Below are 19,941 nucleotides of genomic sequence, written 5' to 3'. Positions count from 1 at the left end.
CGCTCAGTGGAGGCGGCCGAAGATGTGCGTGAACTCGGTCAGACTGATCGCGCCGTCGCCGTCACCGTCGGCCAGATCGAAGAAGTGGTCGGCGACCGGGGCGAGTTCTTCGGGGTAGCGGGCACGGTCGACGAACATCGCGGCGAAGGCCTGTGTCATCTCCGCCGACGTCACCCTGTCGTCCTTGTCGGTGTCGGCGGGAGCGATGACGGCCTCCCAGAACCGACGCATGGTCTCGTACATCTGCTGGGCCTGGGCGGAGTGGGGGCCGATGCCCCTGGCCCGGACGTAGCGCTCGCTCATCAGGACGACGTCCTGCCGCGTGATCGCACCGTCGCCGTCCACGTCCGCAGCCCGGAACCACCGCAGACCCATTCCCGGTCACCCCGAGCCCGCCCGCACGCCACCGAGGCCCCGACGATCCCCGCTCCGACGACCACCACGCCCGACATGATCCTCCACTGTTGGACGGAAACGAATCGACGCGTCAAGGGCCGTGTCAGATGACCGGCGCGCGGTGCACGGGGTCATCCGGTGAGGCCACGCACCACAGCCGGTCGTCCAACTCCGCGGAAGGCCGGTCGTCCCCGGGCGGAGCCGGTGCGACCCGCGCGCTGACGAACTCTCCTTCCTGGGGGACGGGGAGGCCCAATTGCAGGGCGACGCGTCGGTGTGCTTCGTGGTCGCCGAGGATGATGATCCCCTCGTTGCGCAGCGCCGAGCGGGATCCGCCGTTCCCGCGCACGCGCTTCATGTAGTCCCTCTGCCCCACCACGGTACGGAGCACGGCGCGACCGATCCGGCGCCCCTGGACACGCCGGAAGAACTCGTTGAGCCGCCCTTGTCCGGACGTGCTCGCGAAGACGGCCTCGCGGTCGGTGTCGGACAGATGCAGCAGGACGTTCTCCTGCAGCTCGGCGTCGTGCCACAGCCAGGCGATCTTGTTGCGGTGCTCCGCCCTGAGCGTGGCCTTCCGGTCGCGGTTGTATCCCGCGTTGAGCCATTCCCGCCTGACACGCAGCAGACCCACGCTCCACCGGCTCCGGTCGTCGTCGGCCCAGACCAGCAGGCAGATGTGGCCCAGCGTCTCGGGAGGGAAGAGCCAGCCGCCGAGTGCGTGGCTGAAACGGCAGTCGACCTCGATGTCGGCGATACGGAAGTCCATCGCGTCGCCGTCCTCGAAACGGAACTCGCGCTGGACGGCCATTTCGACCAGGGCCCCGAGATTCGTCCTCTCCGTCTTCGCGAGCTGCTTCAGGTCGTACCGGCCCGTGAGCTCGCCGCTCAGCACCTGGTCGATGACAGCCCGTAGGACAGCACCCATCCGGGCGCCGTGCGGATCCGCGTTCCGTACCGCCCGGTGGACCGTGATCAGCTCCCTGTCGTCGGTGTCCGCGCCCGTGAGCCTCGCCAGGACCTCGGCCGCGTTCACCGGACGATCCGCGGGGTCGGCCTCCAGCAGGTCCACGACCAACGCTTCGAGCGCGGGCGAGTACCCGGACGGCAGCTCCGGTCGGGGATACGAGCGTCGCCGGGCCTCTGTCGCGCCCGGCGTGACCACGGCCACGTCGGGCGCGGCGCCCGTGACCATGGCGTACAGCAGGCAGCCCAGTGAGTACAGGTCGCTTCGGCGGTCGACGGCGGCGCTCTCGGAGAGCTCTTCGTGCGACCGGTACGGCGGCAGGAAACCGGGGGTGTCGCGGACGCGGAGTCGCCTGCGCATGGTGATGCGCGACGGGCCGGTGACGCACAGCCCGGGATCGGTCACGAGCACCCTGCCGTCACGGCGCAACACCACGGTCGAGGGGTTGAGATCCAGGTGCAGCAGCCCGTGCTCGTGGAGTTCGGCGAGCGTCCGCGCGAGCTGTCCGCCGATGTCCCTGATCTCTTCCACGGGTAGGGCGCCGAGCGCGAGGTCCAGCGGTTGTGCCAGCGCCTCGCCGTCGACCGCATCCGTCACGAGGTACGGACGGCCCTCGTGCAGTCCGTAGTCGCTGACCCGCACCATTCCCGGGATCTCGAGTGCGGCCAACTGCCGCGCCGCGGCGAGGAATTCCTCCTCGCCGGACGCCGTGCCCGACCTCCGCGGGGCGAAGAGTTTGAGAGCCACCCCACGGCCCTGCGTCTCGTGGACCGCCGACCATGTGGTCGACGTCATTCCTGTGTGCAGGCGCCGTGTCAGCCGGTAATGTCCCCCGACCACCGTTCCCGACTCGTCGGCCGGAACGCCGGGGCCAGGGTACGGACGTCCGGCGGCGGCCGCGGCGAAGGCCTCGGCCAGGACTGTGGCGGAAGGTCTGAGCGCGGGGTCGTGCTCCAGACAGCGCCACAACATGCGCACGAGCACCGGGCTGATCCCGGGCTCGGCCAGTGGGCCGCGCTCCGGGTCGTCGGCCCTCGGGTCGCTCCACCGTCCCGAGAGCAGGGCCAGCAACAGGGCCCCGACGGCGTACACATCGCTCTGCGGGGTGCGCGGCCGCCCGTCACCCGCCTCCAGGTAGGTGTCGCTCCGGGGCAGCAACTCCTGGTGCGCGCTGTCGACTCCGTCGATCGTCGCGGTCGACCAGCCGACCAGCCGGATGTCGCGGTCGGTCACGAGAACGGTCAAGGGGGAGAGCGAGCCGTGCACGAGTCCCCGGGAGTGGGCGGCGGCGACGGCTTCCGCCAGGCCGCGCCCGATCCGCAGGAAGAGCCCTTCCGGAATCGTCTGGGTGTGTTCGGCAAGGACGGCACGCAGGTTGGGCGCGGGCGGCGAGGCCGGGACGTCGGCACGGCTGTGGACGCAGACCGCCGCGATCCACGGCAACTCCCCTTCGGTGAGCCCCGCCACGCCGAGGAGCGCAGGTGCGTGCATGCCCCGCATGCGGGTCAGGCATTCGGCTTCCGTCCGGACGAGGTCCCTGGCCGTCTCCGGGTCGCGGGTACTCAGCCTGAGCGGCGCCCGAACGGTGGCGAGGGTGCCCTCCTCGTCCTCGGCCAGGTACATCGTCAGGTGCGGCCAGCCGTCGGCGCTGCGGGCACGGAGCCGGAACCGACCGAGCGACTCCGGGTCCTCGGGGCGGAGCTTCGTCCAGCCGACCGGCAGGAACTCGCCCGGGGCGTCGTCGTACGCCTCATCGCTCCCGGCATCCGCCGAGTCGGCGGGCCCGTCGGCACGGGTCACGGTCGGTTCGGGTCCGGGCGTTACCGGCCCGGCGTCGGCGGACGGGATGCCGAGCCGCGTCAGCACCTGCTCCCGGAGCCAGCCGAAGGAGCGTGCGGTGTCGTCGATGACGGCCGCCCCGTCCGGGTGCCCGACCCATGCGGGGAAGACCAGGGCGCGGCCGACGGCGGCCTCGATGTGCCGCGTGGCGGCCTCGGCGGTGCGCAGCAGTTCCTTCGGGGACACGGCGCTGAGGAGGACGCGGCGCGCGTCGTCCGTGAAGTCGAACCGCCGGTGGTGCGGCGGTCGGTCCGCCCCGCAGGCGTCGAGTTCGTGCATGAGACCTCCCAGGAACACCTCCATGAGGTGCCCGAGGTCGGCCGGTGGCCCGACGGCCGCCTGCACCAAGCGCATCACGGGCGGCGTGGTGGGTGCGACGGCGGCCACGTGGGCCGCGAGCCGGTACGCCTCCGGTGACGCGGCCTCCCGGAAGCGAAGCACCGCGTCGGCCGCGTCGCCTTCCGGGGAGGCGGCCGCGGTCCGGCCGGCGGCGTCGGCGTCCCACAGCGGGAGGAGCGCCGTCCCGCCGGGTGCGGCGACGAGCCGAGCCCAGTCCGCGACGGCCTCAGGGGTCGGCGCGAGCACCGGGACGGGGACGGAGTCGAACCGGACGAGGTCGGGCGGCAGGTCGGGGTCGGTGACGTGCCAGGCGCGGGTGGGGCCGCCGCGGCGACGGGTGGTGACATGCCAGCGCCGTGCGGCGACACCGGTGCTCGCCCAGAGTCGAACCGGCAGTGGCTGGATGATCGCGGTGGGGCCGCACCCTCCCCAGCGGTCCATGACCTGGCGCATTCCGTCGCCCCGCCAGGCTTCGCCCACACCGTCGCTGACGACCAGGACGAGGGTGCTGCCGCTCGGGTCGCACAGGGTCTCCGGCGTAAGGACGCGGCCATGGTGGCGGTACGGGACCGTCCTCAGGAAAGGCGTACCGCCGCGCGTGTCGAGGCCGTACACACGCACGTCCCGGAAGGCTCCGGCGCGCTCCATGAGTGCCCGTACATCGGCGGCGAGCCGCTGCCAGAGCACCATGGAGACACCGTCGTCGACCACGAGGGCCAGGGACAGCCAGCGGGTGCGCACCGCGCGGGTGACGGTATCGGGCATACCGGTCTCCGCGATGGCGTCGACGGTTCGTGCGATGTCGTGTTCCCGTCGGCGCGGGTCGGGGAAACGCTGCCGAAGCGGCCGGAGAGCCTTGCCGAGCCTGAGCTGCCCCGCGCCGAGGGCGCTGCGGTCCGGGGCGCGGACCGCGACGGCCGGCGACCGGCTCGGGGCCGCCTGCACCTCTTCGTCGGGACCGGGCTGCGCGGAGGCCAGGAGCGGGTGCGTCGAGCGGCCCTCAGCGGCGTCCGTGGCGGGTGGCTGCGGCGTGGGCTCTGCGGCTGCGGGCTCCGGTACCAGCGGCCCGTCGTGGTGTACGCCGTGCCGCTCCGAGGTCGCCGATGCCGCGTCGGCGGAGCGCGCCAGGGGCCGGGCGCCCCGAGGCAGCTTTCCGGCGAGCCACACGGCGTCGAGGAGCTCCTCGGGGGAGAGTTCCACCCCGCTCTCGGCCAGCACCTTCGTCACACGGAAGATCACGGCGTCACACGGTTCCGCCGAGACGGTGCAGGACGCCCCGGAGGAGGGAGGCCGCGTCGAGGTGCACACCGCCCTTGCGGAGGAAGACGGCGTTGAGCAGCTGGTCGGTGGCCAGATCGCCCTCGGCGCGGCGTTCGAGGAACTCCCGCAGCAGGTCGTCGGTGTCGGCCAAGGCGTCGGGGCCGAGGTGCGCGGTGACGATTTCCCGAAGTCGCTGCTCGTCGGGCTCGGGCAGATCGAGGCGGATGCAGCGCCGGAGGAACGCGGGCGGGAACTCCCGCTCGCCGTTGCTCGTGATGACGACGACGGGGAACTCGTCGCAGCGGACGCGGCCACGCGTGACGGGGGCGGTCTCGTCCGGGTCGTCGGTCAGGACCTGTACCGGCCCGTGGCCGGCGGGCAGCCGGGTGAGTTCGGAGATGGCGAACTCACCTTCTTCGAAGACGGTCAACAGGTCGTTGGGCAGGTCGACGTCGCCCTTGTCCAGCTCGTCGACGAGCAGCACGCGGGGGCGTTTGCGAGGCACGAGCGCGTTACCGAGGGGGCCGAGCCGGATGTACTGACCGATGTCGGGTTCCGCGCCGTCCGCGTCGCGCCGCAGGGTCGCCTCGCGGAGCCGGCCGACGGCGTCGTAGTGGTAGAGGGCGTCCTGAAGCGTCGAGCGGCTGTTCACCGGCCACTGCAGGACACGGCCGAGCGTGAGTTCGTGGGCGATGGCGTGGGCCATCGAGGACTTGCCCGTGCCGGGCTGCCCGGTCACCAGGAGCGGCCTGCGGAGGTGGAGTGCCGCGTTCACCACCTCCACCTCGTCGGGGCCGATGAGGTAGGGCCGCGGGTACGGGACCCTGTCACCGGTCGCGGTCTCCTGTCCGTCGAACCGGCGCCACGGGGGTGCCGCGGGGAAGGGCACCTCACGGCTCTCGCCGTCCCCGCGGAACAGCCACCAGTCGTCACCCCCGCCCTCGGAGGACGAGGACCGGGGGCTCGTGGCGGCCGGGGGCTCTGGGGTGGTCATGAGGCGTGCGTTCCTCTCCAGGGGTCACTCAAGTACAACGGCTCGCTCCGCGGCGGACGGCCTTTCGGTTCCCATACGAGAGAGGGCCGTGCCCTCCGCTCCGCGGGGGAGGCCGCCGAGTCGCTCCGGAAACCCCGCAGCCGCTCGGGGAGTCCGGCCAAGTCGTCGGCGGGCGCCAGGGGCTCCAGTTTCCCCGCGTCGTCGTGGTCGACGGCCGCACGGTCCCACAGCACGACGGGGACGCCCAGGGCGAGACAGGTCAGCAACCAGGACCGGCGTTGGTCGGCAGGGCCGTGGAGGACCACCCGCGCGGTGTCACGGTGCTCGGTCTTCAGCAGATGGACGAGCTGGCGGGCATCGCCGCACGTATGGTCGGTGACGAGCACCGAATCGCGTCCGTTCTGCCATCGGCGTTCCTGGTCGCCTTCGCGCTGCGGCCCGCGGTCGCTGAGTTCCGGGCAGCTCAGGGAGAGGCGGTAGTCCGCCCCGATCGGCCACGCCGGAAGGATGCCGTCGGGCGATTCGGCCTCCCATTCGTCGACGGCCAGGTCGAGACCGGCCCGGTCGACCACGACCGTCACCCAGGGCACCTGGTCACCGTGCCCCGGCTCCTGGGCCGCCGCGTGGACCGCGTCGGTCAGGGTGCTCGCCGCCTCCTGCGGGGTCTTGGGCTCTGACTCCGTCTCCTTGAGCACGCGGTACGAACCGTCGTCACGGACGAGCAGGACGCGGACCCGGTACCGGTCACCGCCCGCGGCGGGGTCCTGTGCCAATTCCATGACGACCCTCGACACGGGCGACGCGGTGCGCTTCGCCCACCGGGCCGCGTCCGTACGCCTCTCCCCCAGCGCCCCGGGGTGGATACCGAGCCGCTGGGCGGTCTTCTCCGACCACGTGCGCAGTTCGGCGCCCAGTCCGTCGCCGACGGCCGCTGCCACGTACTCCACGAGCCGTAGCAGGGCCGGCACCGGCGGGCCGCTGTCGGGGCCGCCGACACCGTCGGTCAGATCCTCCAAGCCCTCGACGACGGCTTGGACTTCGTCCCCGCCGAGCTGGGAACGGGTGAGGGCTTCCGGGAGGACGACGTGGCGCAGCGCCTCGCCGGCTGTGCGGGGCAGCAGCGCCGACTGCTTCTCGCAGACCCGGCGCAGCAGGTCGATGAGGGTGTGGTATTCGTTCACGGAGAGCAGCGCCCCGCGGTCGAGTGCCCTGGCCCAAGAGAACAGGTGGGTCAGAGCGGCGCGAACCGTCGCCTGCGCGCCGCTCGCGACGGCTTCGCCGAGCGACGCGAGCGCCCGGGGATGCGTGGTGAGGAGCGCCGCGAGGTCGGCGGTGCTCGGCTCGTATCCGTGCGGCTCGTAGCCCAGTTCGCGCGCCAGGGCTCGAGCGTGGTCGACGCGGACGTCGGGATGCGGGAACAAGGGTGTGAGCAGCTGCTCCAGTTCCCGTTCGGCGCGCGTGCGCTCGGGGGCGGGCCCGGCTTTCGGCAGAGGCGCACCGACGGCACCCAGCAGGGGTGACCGGCCGGTGTGCTCCTCGACGTGGGCGGTGAAGGCGTCGTCATCGGCGAACGAGGACGCCGGCAGCGCGACCAGTCGGCGGGCGCCGTAGGCCTGGTCCTCCTCGGTCACGACGCCGACGAGGTGGCCGCCGCAGAAGATCGCCGCTCCCGAGGTTCCGGCCCACGCGTTCCCGCCGTCGGTGCGGGCGGCGGGCGCCGGTCCCTGGTCGAGGACGTAGCGGTCCCTGCCTCCGGACAAGACCGGCAGGAGACCCCGCAGGTGCTCCGGCGCCCGGACCTTCCCCTTGGCGGCCCAGGGATACCCGAGGCCCTCGTACGGCAGCGGCGCGGTGCCCGCCGGGCGGCCCCAGCGGACAGAGCCGGGCGGATCGACCTCCCGGTCGATCCGCAGCAGCGCGACGTCCAGTCCGCCCGGATGGGCCCAGAGCAGTTCCGCGTCCGCGCGCGTCGGCTCGCCGTCGAGGTGGTGGCCCACGCGTACGGTGATGACGGGCCACGGCGTTCCCGCGTGGCGGTCCACCAGCACATGGCGGGCGGTCAGGACGAGGCGCGGGGCGATCAGATAGCCGGAGCCGACGGTGACGCGCCCCGCGTCGGCATCCCCGCTGCGGATCAACGCCAGTCTGCGGCGATCCACGTCACTCCTCGTCCGGTGACCCGGACTCGTCGTCACCGATTTCGGGGCGCGCGCCTGCGCGGGCCTGGTCCCCGACCGACAGCTTCAACACCAGCTTGTGGGTGCGGACGGTGGATTGCTCGCCGCTCGCGCCGACGGCGACCACGCCGAAGGACAGCTTGCCATCTCCCTTGGCGGACCTGCGCAGTTCGAGCTGCAGCTCCAGCTCCGCCTCTTCGACGCCGAAGGCGAACTGCTGGCCTGCACCGAGGCGTTGTGCCTCGTACAGCTCCTGCCGCAGCTCGTCGATGGCCGCAGCCAGACCGATCGTCGACACCTTCGCCCCGCCCCCGGCTCGAAAACTCTCATGACAACGTAGTTCGCCGGTACAGTACAACGCCCGCGAATCACGACGAACATCGGTGGACCGACGCCGGCCCCTCCCCGGGCCCGAGAACGCCGAAGGCCGTTTCAGATTGCTCTGAAACGGCCTTCGAACTGCGACTCTTTCAAGTCGGGACGACAGGATTTGAACCTGCGACCCCTTGACCCCCAGTCAAGTGCGCTACCAAGCTGCGCCACGTCCCGGTGTGTTTCTCGCGGTGTGTGCTCCGCGTGATCACAGGTAGAACTCTACCCCACGCCGAAGGGTGCTCCGTCCTGCGGTGACCGCCGTCAGGGACGCGCGACAATCGGCGTATGAGCTCTGCACCTGGACCGTACGACAGTGGCCGCGAGCGGGATCGTGACGAGGAAGGCCGGGCCCGTAATCAGCGGCCCCGCGACGGTCTCGGGCGGCCGTTGCCCTATGGGGCCGACGGCGTGCCGCGGCAGCCGGAGGGGGTCGTACGGACGCCCGAGGAGTCCGTGACCGAGGCGCAGGCGCTGCTGGATGCCGGGCAGCCCTTTCACGCGCACGAGGTGTTCGAGGACGCGTGGAAGTCGGGGCCAGAGGGTGAGCGCGGTCTATGGCAGGGGCTGGCGCAGCTCGCCGTGGGCCTGACGCACTCGGCCCGCGGCAACACCAAGGGCGGTGCGCGGCTGCTGTTGCGCGGGGCCGGGGCGATCGGTGAGTGGAGCGCGCGGGCCGGGCAGCCCCGGCCATACGGGATCGGCGTCGCCGCGTTGGTGTCGTGGGCAGAGGCGTTGGCCGAGGTCCTGGAGCGTGAGGGCGTGGCGGTGGACGCGGCCGCCCATGCGCCTCGACTGCGGGGGTGAGCTGAGGAGCGCGGCCGGTAGCGGGGCGGGGAGGCGGAGCGCAGGGGGTGAGCCGGTCCGGGTGGCCGAGGGCCCCGGCGTCACCGAACCGGCCTCGCCCCGCATGCACACCCCCCTCCCCGGTGTGAGGCTGGCCGTGTGACCACCACCGATCCGTCGGCGGCGCCCGCGTCCGCCTCGGGCTCCGGCCCCGTCGAGGCCCAGGCTCCGCCCGTTCTCGACCGGCGGCGGCGCAACGTCGTCTTTGTGACGATCATGCTGGGGATGCTGCTCGCGGCTCTCGACCAGACCATCGTCGGCACCGCGCTGCCGACGATCGTGTCGGATCTGGGCGGGGCGGAGCACATGTCCTGGGTCGTCACGTCGTATCTGCTCGCGGAGACCGTCGCCACGGTGCTCGTGGGCAAGTTCGGTGACCTGTTCGGGCGAAAGGTCGTCTTTCAGGTTTCGGCGGTCATCTTCATCACCGGATCCTTTCTGTGCGGTCTGTCGACGAACATGACGCTGCTGATCGCCTGGCGTGCGATGCAGGGCATCGGCGCGGGCGGACTGATGGTGACGTCGATGGCGTTGATCGCCGACGTCATCCCGTTGCGGGAGCGCGGCAAGTATCAAGGTGCCATCGGGGCCGTCTTCGGTGTGTCCACCGTCATCGGGCCGCTGCTGGGTGGGCTGTTCACCGATCATTTGAGCTGGCGCTGGGCCTTTTACGTCAACGTGCCCATCGCGATCGTCGTCGTGCTCGCCGCCGCCCGGACCATTCCCGTCGTGAAGTCGGCGGTGCGGCCCGTCATCGACTATCTCGGCATCGCGCTCGTCGCCGTCGGCGCGAGCGCGCTGATCCTCGCGACGAGCTGGGGCGGCAACCAGTACGCGTGGGGGTCGCCGACGATCATCGGGCTCTTCGTCGGCGGTCTCGTCGCGCTCGCGCTGTTCTGCGTCGTCGAGACGCGGGCCGCCGAACCGATGCTGCCGATGCGGCTGTTCGGCAACCCGGTCTTCACGGTCTGCTCGATCCTCAGCTTCATCGTGGGCTTCGCGATGCTCGGTGCGATGACGTTCCTGCCGACCTATCTGCAGTACGTCGACGGGGACTCCGCCACCATCTCCGGCGTGCGGACCCTGCCCATGGTGATCGGGCTGCTCATCGCCTCCATCTTCAGCGGCAATGTCGTCAGCAAGACCGGGACGTATCGGATCTTTCCCATCGTCGGGGCGCTGGTGATGGCGCTCGGTCTGTATCTGCTCTCGCTGATGGGGAGCGCCACGAGTACGTGGCTGGAGTCGCTGTACATGTTCGTGCTCGGCACCGGTATCGGGCTGTGCATGCAGGTTCTGACGATCGCCGTGCAGAACACCGTCGCGTACACGGATCTGGGCACGGCGACGTCCGGCGTCACCTTCTTCCGTACGCTGGGCAGCTCGTTCGGCACGGCGGTGTTCGGCACGATCTACGCCAACACGCTGACGCCCAATCTGAAGGACGGGGTCGCCGCTGCCTCGCGGGCGAGCGGTGGTGATCCGGTCGCCATCGGCAAGGCCGCACAGAGTCCGGACGGGCTGCACGAGCTGCCGGCGGCCGCCGCCGCGCCCGTCGTCAGGGCTTACGCGGACAGCCTGCACACCGTCTTCCTGTGGACGGTCCCGGTCGCGCTCCTGGGGTTTCTGGTGGCGCTGTTCCTCAAGCAGGTCGAGCTGCGCGACAGCGCGCGCATGGGCGCGCCCGACATGGGCGAGGGCTTCGCGCAGCCGTCCAGTGGTGACCCCGGGCACGTACTGGAGCGGAGCGTCGCCGCCATCATCCGCGACGTCGGCATGACCACCGCGCGCGGGATCATCAGGGACTCCGACACGCGGCTCGACATCGCGGGGGCCTGGGCCGTCATGCAGGTCTCACTGTTCACGCGGATGGTCGGGCACGCGAGCCTGGGGCTGATCGCCGCGCGGCGCAGGATTCCGCCGGAGGTTCTGGTGCCGGTCTTCGACCGCATGGTCGAGGAGGGGTATCTGACGCGCACGGGTACGTACTTCTCGCACACGCCCGCCGGGGAGCGCGAAGCGGAAGTGATCTCCAAGGCGTGGGCGTCCTGGCTGGGCGAGGAGATCCAGAAGGACATCGGCCGGCCCGCGGACAAGGAGCTCGCGGCGGCGGTCGACGTGATCGCCAAACGGCTGCTCGCGGAGGACCTGGAGCAGGGGCTCTCCCCGGAGACGGCGGGTGCCACCGAGGTCGCCGGCCGCCGATGAGTTTTCCGGGCGGGGGCGGTCTGTACGGACATGAAGACTCACACGCTTGAAACCGCCGGTGCCGACCTCGTCTACGACGTCCGGGGGCCGCTGCCGACCGGCGACGGACGTCCGCCGCTGTTCATGATCGGGCAGCCCATGGACGCCACCGGGTTCCGTGCGCTCGCCTCGCGCTTCCCCGAGCGGACCGTGGTCACCTACGACCCGCGGGGGCTCGGCCGGAGCACCCGTAAGGACGGGCGGGTCGACCACACGCCGCAGACCCAGGCCGACGACGTGCACGCCGTCATCGAGGCGCTCGGGGCCGGTCCTGTCGAGATGTTCGCCAGCAGCGGCGGAGCGATCACCGCGCTCGCGGTCGTGGCGACGTATCCCGCGGACGTGACCACTCTGGTCGCGCACGAGCCGCCGCTCATCACCCTGACCCCGGACGGTCCGGCGGCCGTGCGGGCGCGGGCCGGGGTCCGGGACGCGTACGAGAAGCGGGGCTGGGGAGCCGGGATGGCCGCGTTCGTGGCCATGACCTCGTGGGAGGGCGAGTTCACCGACGCGTACTTCGCACAGCCCGAGCCCGATCCCGCCGCGTTCGGGATGCCCGCGGAGGACGACGGCTCGCGTGACGATCCGCTGCTGTCCGACCGGTCGTGGGCGGTCAGCGGCTACCGGCCGGACGCCGACGCGATCGCCGCCGCGCCGACCCGTGTCGTGATCGCCGTGGGCGAGGAGTCCGAGAACGTGCAGACCGGACGTACGTCCGTGGCGACCGCCGAACTGCTCGGGCAGCGGGTGAGCGTGTTCCCGAGCCATCACGGCGGGTTCTGCGACGGCGAGTTCGGGTATCCCGGGAAGCCGGACGAGTTCGCGCACCGGCTGCGGGAGGTCCTCGACGGCGCCTCATAGGTGCCGGCTCACGCGCTGTAGTGGGCGCGCAGTTCCCGCTTGAGGACCTTCATGCTCGGGCCGAGCGGGAGCTCGTCGGTGAACTCCACCAGGCGCGGGTACTTGTGGCGGCCGAGGTGCTCCTTGGACCACTCGATGATCGTCCTCGCGAGGTCGGGCGTGGCGTCTTCGGCCGCCACGACGACCGCGCAGATCTCCTCGCCGTGCACCGGGTCGGGCAGGCCGATCACGGCGGCCTGGCCGACGGACGGGTGGCGCATGAGGACCTCTTCGACCTCGCGCGGGTAGACGTTGTAGCCGCCGCGGATGATGACGTCCTTCTTGCGGTCGACGATGGAGAGGAACCCGTCGGCGTCCTTGGTGCCGAGGTCTCCGCTGCGGAACCAGCCGTCGACCAGGGCCTCCGCGGTGGCCTCGGGGCGTCCGAGGTAGCCCGAGAAGACGTTGTGGCCGCGGATGACGACCTCGCCGAGTTCGCCGACGGGCAGCAGTTCGACACGGTCGTCGACGTCGGCGCGGGCGATCTCGACGTCGACGCCCCAGAGGGGGTGGCCGATGGTGCCGGGCCTGGTGCCGAAGTCGGGCTGGTTGACGGAGGCGGTCGGCGAGGTCTCGGAGAGGCCGTACCCCTCGTACACGGGCGTGCCGAAGGCCTTCTCGAAGCGTTCGAGCACGGCGACGGGGAGGGAGGCGCCGCCGGATATGCAGATCCGCAGCTCGGGCAGTTCCGCCGCGGCCTCGGCGGCGGCCACCAGGCCCACGTACATGGTGGGGACGCCGTGGAAGGTGTTGACGTTCTCCTCGACCATCAGCTCGATGGCCCGTGCCGCGTCGAAGCGCGGCAGCAGGACGAGGGTGGCGCCCGCCCGCCACGTCGAGTTCATGGAGACGGTCTGACCGAAGGCGTGGAAGAGGGGGAGCGCGCCGAGGGCGGTGTCGTCGGGGCGTATGTCGTTGGCGTCGAACGCGTTGACGGTCGCGTTCATCACCAGGTTGAAGTGGCTGAGGACGGCGCCCTTGGGGACGCCCGTGGTGCCGCTGGTGTAGAAGACGACGGCGGGGTCGTCGGCGTCGCGCGTGGCGTAGGCGGTGAGGGGTTCGGTGGCGGCGGCCAGGGCCTCAAGCTCGCCGTCGCCGCCGAGTCGCACCATGCGTACGTCGGTCGCTTCGGCGGCTGCCGCGCCGGTCTTCGCCTGGGCGGGGTGGCAGAGGAGCAGGGTCGCGCCGCTGTCGCGCAGGACGTGCTCGACCTCTTCGGTGGAGAGCAGCAGGTGGACGGGGACGACGACTCCGCCCGCGGCGAGGATGGCGTAGTACGCCGTGGGGAACTCGGCGGTGTTGGGGGCCATGAGCGCCACACGGTCCCCGGGCCGCACACCCAGCTTCGCGAGGGCGGCGCCCTGGGCACGGGCCTTCTGCCACAGCTCCTTGAAGGTGAGGCGCAGGTCGCCCTCGACGAGCGCGGTGCGGTCCGGGTGGCGGCGGGCGGGCTCGGCGAGGATCGCGGCGAGGGAGAGCGTGGCCATGAGGGTGGAGGCTCCGTTTCCGAGGGGCTTGCGGCGGGCGAGTTGCGGCCCGGGGGCGGTTCTCGACGGCGACGTCGGTTCGGCCGTCGTCAGGCGGGCTCTCAGTCGCGCTCGACCAGGAGCGCGCTGCCCTGCCCGACACCGACGCACATGGTGGCGAGGCCGCGCGTGGCGCCCGTGCGGCGCATCCGGTGCAGCAGGGTGGTGAGGATGCGGGCGCCGGAGCAGCCGAGCGGGTGGCCCAGGGCGATCGCTCCGCCGGACGGGTTGACGAGCTCGGGGTCGATGCCGAGGGAGTCGACGCAGGCGAGTGCCTGGGCGGCGAACGCCTCGTTGAACTCGGCTTCCTGGAGGTCGTCGACGTTCCAGCCGACGCGGGCGAGCACCTTCCGCGTGGCGGGGACGGGACCGATGCCCATGACGTCCGGGTGGACGCCCGCCGACGCGCCTGCCGCGTACCGTCCGAGGGATTCGAGGCCGAGGTCGTTCAGGGCCTCCTCGCTGACGATCAGCAGTCCGGCCGCGCCGTCGTTCATCGGTGACGCGTTGCCCGCGGTGACGGTGCCGTCCTTGCGGAAGACGGGGCGCAGGCCGCTGAGCTTCTCGTACGAGGTGTCCTCGCGCACGCATTCGTCGGTGTCGACGACGGTGCCGTCCGGCCGCGTGACGGGGAGCAGTTCGTCGTCGAAGTGACCGTTCTTGCGGGCGGCGGCCGCGTACTGGTGGCTGCGGAGCGCGAAGGCGTCCTGACGTTCGCGCGAGACGCCGTACCGCTCCGCGACCTCCTCGGCGGTCTCGCCCATCGCGAGGACGCCGTGCAGGTCCTTCATCCTCGGGTTCGTGAGCCGCCAGCCGAGGCGGGTGTCGGCGGTCTCCATGCGGTGCGGCAGCGCCTCGTCGGGGCGGGGCAGTACGAACGGGGCGCGGCTCATGGACTCGGAGCCGCCCGCGAGGACGATGTCGGCCTCGCCCGCGGCGACGGTGCGCGCGGCGGTCGTGACGGCTTCGAGGCCCGAGGCGCAGAGCCGGTTGACGGTGGCGCCCGGCACGGTTTCGGGGAGTCCCGCGAGGAGGGCGGCCATCCTCGCGACGTTGCGGTTGTCCTCCCCCGCCTGGTTGGCGGCGCCCCAGTAGATGTCGTCGATCCGGGCGGGGTCGAGCTGGGGGATGTCGGCGAGGAGTCCCTTCACGACGGCCGCCGCGAGGTCGTCGGGGCGTACGGAGGAGAGGGCACCGCGGAGTTTCCCGATGGGGGTGCGGCGGGCGGCGGCGAAGTGGACGGTGCGCACGATACGGCTCCGGATCGTTCTGCGGGTCACGCTGCTTCGATGGTACGTAAATTAGCGCTGCTAGTTTTGGAGTCTATGCGGGGGGTGGGGTTCAGGGGAAGAGCCCCCCGCCGAGCCGGAGGGAGTGCGCGCGTCAGCCGAGCGCGATCCGGACCGCACCGCCCTCGGTGTCCACCCGTCCCGTCCACTCCCCCGCGACCCGGAAGGGCCGGTTCGGGACGGCCGGGCTGCGCGGACGCGTGCGGTGCAGGATCCTGCCGTCCTGCGTGATCACCAGCGTCGGGCGCGCGACGAACTCGGTCGCGCGGAGGGTGAACGCGCCGGTCGGGTCGTCCGGCGTGAGGCGGTTCGGGGCGATCCAGGCGAGCGGCGCCGTGACCCGCAGCCGCACCGAAGCCGAGGGCCAGTCGCCGTCGGAGAGGTAGCGCCGCACGGCCTCCGCCGCCCGTGTTCCCTCGCGCGCCACCGCGCGTGCCGGTTCGGCGGCGTGCAGCACGTTGCCCACCGCGAAGACACCGCGCCCGTCCGTGCGGAAGGCGCCGTCGACCGCCGGGCCGCGCGTGCCGGGGTCCAGCAACAGGCCGGCGCGCCGAGCCAGTTCGTGGTCGGGGACGAAGTCGCCGGTGAAGACGACGGTGTCGCAGGCGACGTGCGCCGTCCTGCCGTCCCGGTGCCGGAGCGCGACGCCCGAGAGTCGGCCGCGTCCGACGAGTTCCACCACGGTGGCGTCGGTGAGCAGGGGCACGCCGTGCCGCAGCCGTGCGTCGAGGGCGCGGGCGGGCCGTGCCTGGTGGCGCGGGTGCTCGGTGACGAGCGCGGCGACGGAGACCCCGGCCCGGCGCAGGGTGTCCAGGGCGGTGAAGCTGACCGGTTCCGCGCCGACGACGACGGCACGCGTCCCGATCCGTTGCCGGTGGAGGTCGGCGGCCTGCTGCAGCTCGCCCGTGGTGTACACCCCGGCGGGCCGGGTGCCGGGGACGAGGCGGGCGGCGCGGGGCCGTTCGCGGGCCCCGGTGGCGAGGACGACCGCGCGGGCGGTGATGCGCTCCAGACCCCGGGGGCTCGTGGTGTCGACGGTGAGCGGTGCCGCCCACGCCGTCACGCTGACGCCGGTCCGCAGGACGGCGCCGGTGCCCACGGCCGCCGCCACGCAGCGCTCCGCGTACTGCGGCCCGGTCATCCCGAGGCGTCCGAAGCCGCCGTGCAGACAGTGCCGCGGGATACCGCCGGCCTGCCGCTCCCGGTCCACCACCTCGACCTCGCCGACACCCGCCGCGGCGAGCCCGGCCGCCGTGGCGAGACCCGCGGGTCCCGCGCCGACGACCAGGACGTCGACGATGCGCTCGCGCCTCATCCGGTACCCATTTCCGCACCCCGTTCGTAGAGTTCCCGCACCTCGGCACCGCAGTAGAAGCCCTGGCAGCGTCCGCCCCGCGCCCGTGTGCGGCGCCGCAGGCCGTCCGGCGATCCCGGCGGGACCGTGGCCGTGAGCGCGTCGCGGATCTCGCCGCGCGTCACGCGCTCGCAGTGGCAGACGATCTCGCCGTACGCCGGGTCCGCCGCGACGAGGTCGGCGCGCTGGTAGGGGCGTGGGAAGGCCTCGCCGAGGTTGGGCATGCGGACCGGTTCCAGGTCGCGGGGTCCGGAGAGCTCCAGGCCCGTGGCCGCGAGGAGCTCCGTGACGTGGGCGGCGATGGCCAGGGAAGCGGTGAGGCCGGTGGAGCGGATGCCGCCGACGGTGACGTAACGCTGTTCCTTGTGCGCGCCGATGCGGTAGTCGTCCTGGCCGGTGGCGGCGCGCAGTCCCGCGTAGACCGCGGTGACCTCCTCGTCGAGCAGTTCCGGGAGGATCCGGTGGCCCCTCTCGCGCAGGGCCGCGATGCCTTCGGCCGTCGTCCCGGTGGCCGACTTGTCGTCCAGCTCCTCGGCGGTGGGCCCGAGAAGAACGTTTCCGTACACGGTCGGCGCCACGAGGACGCCCTTGCCGAGTGCCGTGGGGACGGGCAGCAGGATGTGCTGTACGAGGTCGCGGGCGAACTTGTCGTAGACGATGAGCTGGCCCCGGCGCGGGGTGACGGTGAAGGCGTCGTGGCCGAGCATCCGGTCGACGGTGTCGGCGTGCAGACCCGCGGCGTTGACGAGGTACCGGGTGCGCAGGGCGCCGCGACTGGTCGTCAGGAGGTGGGCTTCGCCTGCCGAACCGACCCCCACCACACGGCAGTTCAGCAACAGGTCCACACCCGCGCGTACGGCCTGGGTGGCGTACGCGAGGGTGGTGCTCCAGGGGCAGATGATGCTCTCGCCGGGGACGTCGAGCGCGCCGAGGGCGCCGGGGCCGAGGTGCGGCTCACGCGCCCGGACCTCGGCGGCCCCGAGAAGGCGTGCCGCGTCTTGGCCGTTGCGTTCCGCTTTCGACAACAGGTCGGGCAGAGCGGCCAGTTGGTCGTCGTCCCAGGCGACAAGCAGTGCGCCGACCGGCTCGACGGGGATCCCGGACTCGGCGGCGTACGCGGCGAGCATCGCCTGACCCTCGCGGACCAGGCGGGACTCCAGGGAGCCGGGCACCGCGTCGAAGCCGGTGTGCAGGATCGCCGTGTTCGCCTTCGACGTACCCTCGCCGACGTCGTCGGCCGCCTCGGCGAGGGCGATGCGCAGCCCGGGGTGGCGGGCCAGCTCGCGGGCGATGGCCGCGCCGACGACTCCGGCGCCGATGACGGTCACGTCGTACGTCACGTCCGGCGGCGCGCCACGCCTGGTCACGGCCATCAGGACGTACGTTCCATGAGCGCCGACACCGCCGAGCGGAACCCGGCGAGACGTTCGGCGGCGAGGTCCGCGCCGATGCGCGGTTCGTAGACGGCGGCGGGCCGCCACTCCGGTACGGCGTCGGCGACCGTGAGGGTGGGATCGATGCCGATACGGGCGACGGCGGCGGCGCCAAGTGCGGTGCTTTCGGTCAATTCCGCTACTTCTATGGGAAGTTGCAGCAGATCCGCCTGGGCCTGCATGAGGAGGGCCGACCGGGTCAGGCCGCCGTCGACGCGGAGGCTCGTCAACGGCTCCCCCATGTCCGCGGCCACGGCGTCGGCGAGCGCGACGACCTGCGCGGCGATGCCCTCGCACAGGGCGCGCACCAGGTGGCCGGCGGTGGTGTCGAGGCCGAGACCGCTCACCGATCCGCGCAGGTCACCGCGCCACCAGGGCGCCGCGAGGCCTGCTAGCGCCGGTACGAAGGTGACGCCGCCGGCGTCGGGGACGGCCGAGCCGATGGGGTCGATGTCCTCGGCGCCCGCGATCACGCCGAGGTCGGCGAGCCAGCGGACGGCGGACGCGGCGGTGTACACCTGCCCGTCGAGGCAGTAACTGCTCCGTCCCGCGAGGCGCCAGGCGACGCAGCTGACGAGGCCCGAGTCGCCGCGGCGCGGGTGCGCGCCGGTCTGGGCGAGCAGGAACGCCCCTGTTCCGTAGGTGCACTTGGCGCTGCCGGGTGCGGTCACGTCCTGGCCGAGGAGGGCGGCCTGCTGGTCGACGAGGAGGCCGGTGAGGGGGATCTCGGGGCCGAAGGCGGTGGTCGTGCCGAACTCGCCCGCGCTGTCGACGACGCGGGGCAGGTGCTCGTCGCCGAGTCCGTAGAGCTCGAGGGCCCGCGGGGACCATTCGACGGTGTCGAGATCGAGGAGCTGGGTGCGGCCGGCCGTCGCGGCGTCGGTGACGTAGGCGCCGGTGAGGCGGTGGACGAGCCAGGCGTCGCTGGTCGTGACGGCGCCCCGCCGGGTGCGATGGCGACGTAGCCACGCCATTTTGGGCGCGGCGAAGTAGGGGTCGAGGGGCAGCCCGGTGAGCTGCCGCAACTCGTCCTGGTGTGCGCCGAGTTCAGCACAGACGGACTCGGCTCTGCGGTCCTGCCACACGAGGGCGTCGGTGAGAGGCTCGCCCGTCTCCGGGTCCCAGGCGAGAACGGTCTCGCCCTGATTGGCGAGGCCGATGGCGGCGACCGGCTCCCCCGCGTCCGCGAGCGCCGCGCGCCCCGCTTCGACGACGGACGACAACAGCTCGGCGGGGTCGACCTCGACGAGCCCGCCGGGGAGGAACCGGGGCCGCACCGGCGCGGCACCCGTTCCGATCACACCACGCTCCGGGCAGACCACGAGGGCCTTGGTCCCGGATGTGCCCTGGTCCACGGCGAGCACGGGCCTTCGCGCCGGATCCCGCTCATGAGTGATCACCGCGGCAGCGTGCTACAGCGGCCGGGAGGGCGTCAAGGGACGGAAATGACAAGGAGGCGTCAGACCGGACAAGGCTACGCGTCGCCGTCACCGGTACGCAGGGAACGCACCATGCTCTTCAGGCTCCGGAACGCGGCCTCCTGTTCGGCACCGGACATACCCGACAGCATTCTCAGCTCGACGGACCGGACCGCCGCGGTCGCCTTCTCCAGGCTCTGCCGGCCGCTCGGCGTGAGGCGCGCGGGGAGGGCCTTGCCGACGGGGGCCTCCGCGGGCCTGGTCACATGGCCGTCTCGCTCCAGTGCCTGGAGCAGCACGTTCATCGTCTGCCGGGTCACGAAGGCGCCGCGCGCGAGCTCGGAGTTCGACAGGCCCGGCCGCTGGGCCAGCAGTTCGAGGCAGGAGTAGTGCGTGACGCTCATCCCGAGCGGCCTCAGCACCTCCTCCATGGCGGCGCGCAGCGCGCTCGACGCCTCCTTCAGCAGGTAGCCCAGCGACTGGTCCAGGTCGATACCGGCGCCCTTTTGACTCATGTCAGTATTCTGACATACCTTCGACGTGTCAGTAATCTGACACAAGGCAGCACTTCGGCACGAAGGCAA

14 protein-coding genes and 1 tRNA gene are annotated in these 19,941 nt (G+C 72.2%); 3 read left to right on the top strand and 12 right to left on the bottom strand.

Features of this window, described 5'->3' with window-relative positions:
* Window positions 1-3: 3 nt before the first annotated feature.
* From DEJ47_RS33690 to DEJ47_RS33665, 6 genes are all read right to left on the bottom strand, one after another.
* Window positions 4-375, bottom strand: a complete 372-nt coding sequence (locus tag DEJ47_RS33690) for an EF-hand domain-containing protein (RefSeq protein WP_150176054.1) — start codon at window positions 373-375, stop codon at window positions 4-6.
* A gap of 124 nt (window positions 376-499) precedes the next feature.
* The gene (locus DEJ47_RS33685; RefSeq protein ID WP_150174866.1) at window positions 500-4,780 is read right to left on the bottom strand and encodes a NaeI family type II restriction endonuclease; all 4,281 of its coding nucleotides are present in this window, start codon (window positions 4,778-4,780) and stop codon (window positions 500-502) included.
* Between the two features lie 4 nt (window positions 4,781-4,784).
* Window positions 4,785-5,795 carry an AAA family ATPase gene (locus tag DEJ47_RS33680; RefSeq protein ID WP_150174863.1) on the bottom strand — a complete coding sequence of 337 codons (1,011 nt, stop codon included), beginning with the start codon at window positions 5,793-5,795 and terminating at the stop codon, window positions 4,785-4,787.
* On the bottom strand, window positions 5,792-7,954 hold the full coding sequence (locus DEJ47_RS33675) for a trypsin-like peptidase domain-containing protein (RefSeq protein WP_161235528.1): 2,163 nt from the start codon (window positions 7,952-7,954) through the stop codon (window positions 5,792-5,794). Before DEJ47_RS33675 ends, DEJ47_RS33680 begins: the two co-directional genes overlap by 4 nt.
* A gap of 1 nt (window position 7,955) precedes the next feature.
* The gene (locus DEJ47_RS33670) at window positions 7,956-8,270 is read right to left on the bottom strand and encodes a trypco2 family protein (protein WP_150174857.1); all 315 of its coding nucleotides are present in this window, start codon (window positions 8,268-8,270) and stop codon (window positions 7,956-7,958) included.
* A 177-nt stretch (window positions 8,271-8,447) separates the two neighbouring features.
* Window positions 8,448-8,521, bottom strand: a tRNA-Pro gene (locus DEJ47_RS33665).
* A 111-nt stretch (window positions 8,522-8,632) separates the two neighbouring features.
* Here DEJ47_RS33665 and DEJ47_RS33660 point away from each other — a divergent pair.
* The 3 genes from DEJ47_RS33660 (at window position 8,633) to DEJ47_RS33650 (ending at window position 12,298) form a co-directional block, all read left to right on the top strand.
* Complete coding sequence (locus tag DEJ47_RS33660; RefSeq protein ID WP_150174854.1) at window positions 8,633-9,151, top strand: DUF309 domain-containing protein; 519 nt, start codon at window positions 8,633-8,635, stop codon at window positions 9,149-9,151.
* Between the two features lie 255 nt (window positions 9,152-9,406).
* Window positions 9,407-11,398: an MDR family MFS transporter gene (locus DEJ47_RS33655; RefSeq protein ID WP_150176053.1), complete on the top strand. Its 1,992-nt coding sequence runs from the start codon at window positions 9,407-9,409 to the stop codon at window positions 11,396-11,398.
* A gap of 30 nt (window positions 11,399-11,428) precedes the next feature.
* Complete coding sequence (locus DEJ47_RS33650) at window positions 11,429-12,298, top strand: alpha/beta fold hydrolase (protein ID WP_150174852.1); 870 nt, start codon at window positions 11,429-11,431, stop codon at window positions 12,296-12,298.
* Window positions 12,299-12,306: 8 nt separating this feature from the next.
* Here DEJ47_RS33650 and DEJ47_RS33645 read toward each other — a convergent pair whose 3' ends face one another.
* From DEJ47_RS33645 to DEJ47_RS33620, 6 genes are all read right to left on the bottom strand, one after another.
* A complete protein-coding gene (locus tag DEJ47_RS33645; RefSeq protein WP_150174849.1) occupies window positions 12,307-13,824 on the bottom strand; it encodes a long-chain-fatty-acid--CoA ligase in 1,518 nt (505 codons plus the stop codon).
* Window positions 13,825-13,925: 101 nt separating this feature from the next.
* Window positions 13,926-15,113 (bottom strand): thiolase family protein, encoded by a 1,188-nt coding sequence (locus tag DEJ47_RS33640; protein ID WP_150176052.1) that lies wholly within the window; start codon window positions 15,111-15,113, stop codon window positions 13,926-13,928.
* Between the two features lie 133 nt (window positions 15,114-15,246).
* On the bottom strand, window positions 15,247-16,467 hold the full coding sequence (locus tag DEJ47_RS33635; protein ID WP_150174846.1) for an NAD(P)/FAD-dependent oxidoreductase: 1,221 nt from the start codon (window positions 16,465-16,467) through the stop codon (window positions 15,247-15,249).
* Window positions 16,464-17,879, bottom strand: a complete 1,416-nt coding sequence (locus tag DEJ47_RS33630) for an FAD-dependent oxidoreductase (protein WP_150174844.1) — start codon at window positions 17,877-17,879, stop codon at window positions 16,464-16,466. The genes DEJ47_RS33635 and DEJ47_RS33630 overlap by 4 nt, the downstream gene beginning before the upstream one ends.
* The gene (locus tag DEJ47_RS33625) at window positions 17,879-19,339 is read right to left on the bottom strand and encodes an FGGY family carbohydrate kinase (RefSeq protein ID WP_223828597.1); all 1,461 of its coding nucleotides are present in this window, start codon (window positions 19,337-19,339) and stop codon (window positions 17,879-17,881) included. The genes DEJ47_RS33630 and DEJ47_RS33625 overlap by 1 nt, the downstream gene beginning before the upstream one ends.
* 74 nt (window positions 19,340-19,413) lie before the next feature.
* Complete coding sequence (locus DEJ47_RS33620) at window positions 19,414-19,872, bottom strand: MarR family winged helix-turn-helix transcriptional regulator (protein WP_150174841.1); 459 nt, start codon at window positions 19,870-19,872, stop codon at window positions 19,414-19,416.
* Between the last annotated feature and the right edge of the window lie 69 nt (window positions 19,873-19,941).

It is taken from the genome of Streptomyces venezuelae (genome assembly GCF_008642355.1).
GTDB lineage: Bacteria > Actinomycetota > Actinomycetes > Streptomycetales > Streptomycetaceae > Streptomyces > Streptomyces venezuelae_B.
This window is presented reverse-complemented; position numbering and strand designations above follow the sequence as displayed.

Excerpts from the sequence above, each read along its gene's own strand:
- DEJ47_RS33650 (WP_150174852.1), top strand. The coding sequence starts at position 11,429 with ATGAAGACTCACACGCTTGAAACCGCCGGTGCCGACCTCGTCTACGAC.
- DEJ47_RS33630 (WP_150174844.1), bottom strand. The coding sequence starts at position 17,879 with ATGGCCGTGACCAGGCGTGGCGCGCCGCCGGACGTGACGTACGACGTG.
- DEJ47_RS33645 (WP_150174849.1), bottom strand. The coding sequence starts at position 13,824 with ATGGCCACGCTCTCCCTCGCCGCGATCCTCGCCGAGCCCGCCCGCCGC.
- DEJ47_RS33655 (WP_150176053.1), top strand. The coding sequence starts at position 9,407 with ATGCTGGGGATGCTGCTCGCGGCTCTCGACCAGACCATCGTCGGCACC.
- DEJ47_RS33635 (WP_150174846.1), bottom strand. The coding sequence starts at position 16,467 with ATGAGGCGCGAGCGCATCGTCGACGTCCTGGTCGTCGGCGCGGGACCC.
- DEJ47_RS33660 (WP_150174854.1), top strand. The coding sequence starts at position 8,633 with ATGAGCTCTGCACCTGGACCGTACGACAGTGGCCGCGAGCGGGATCGT.
- DEJ47_RS33690 (WP_150176054.1), bottom strand. The coding sequence starts at position 375 with ATGGGTCTGCGGTGGTTCCGGGCTGCGGACGTGGACGGCGACGGTGCG.
- DEJ47_RS33620 (WP_150174841.1), bottom strand. The coding sequence starts at position 19,872 with ATGAGTCAAAAGGGCGCCGGTATCGACCTGGACCAGTCGCTGGGCTAC.
- DEJ47_RS33680 (WP_150174863.1), bottom strand. The coding sequence starts at position 5,795 with ATGACCACCCCAGAGCCCCCGGCCGCCACGAGCCCCCGGTCCTCGTCC.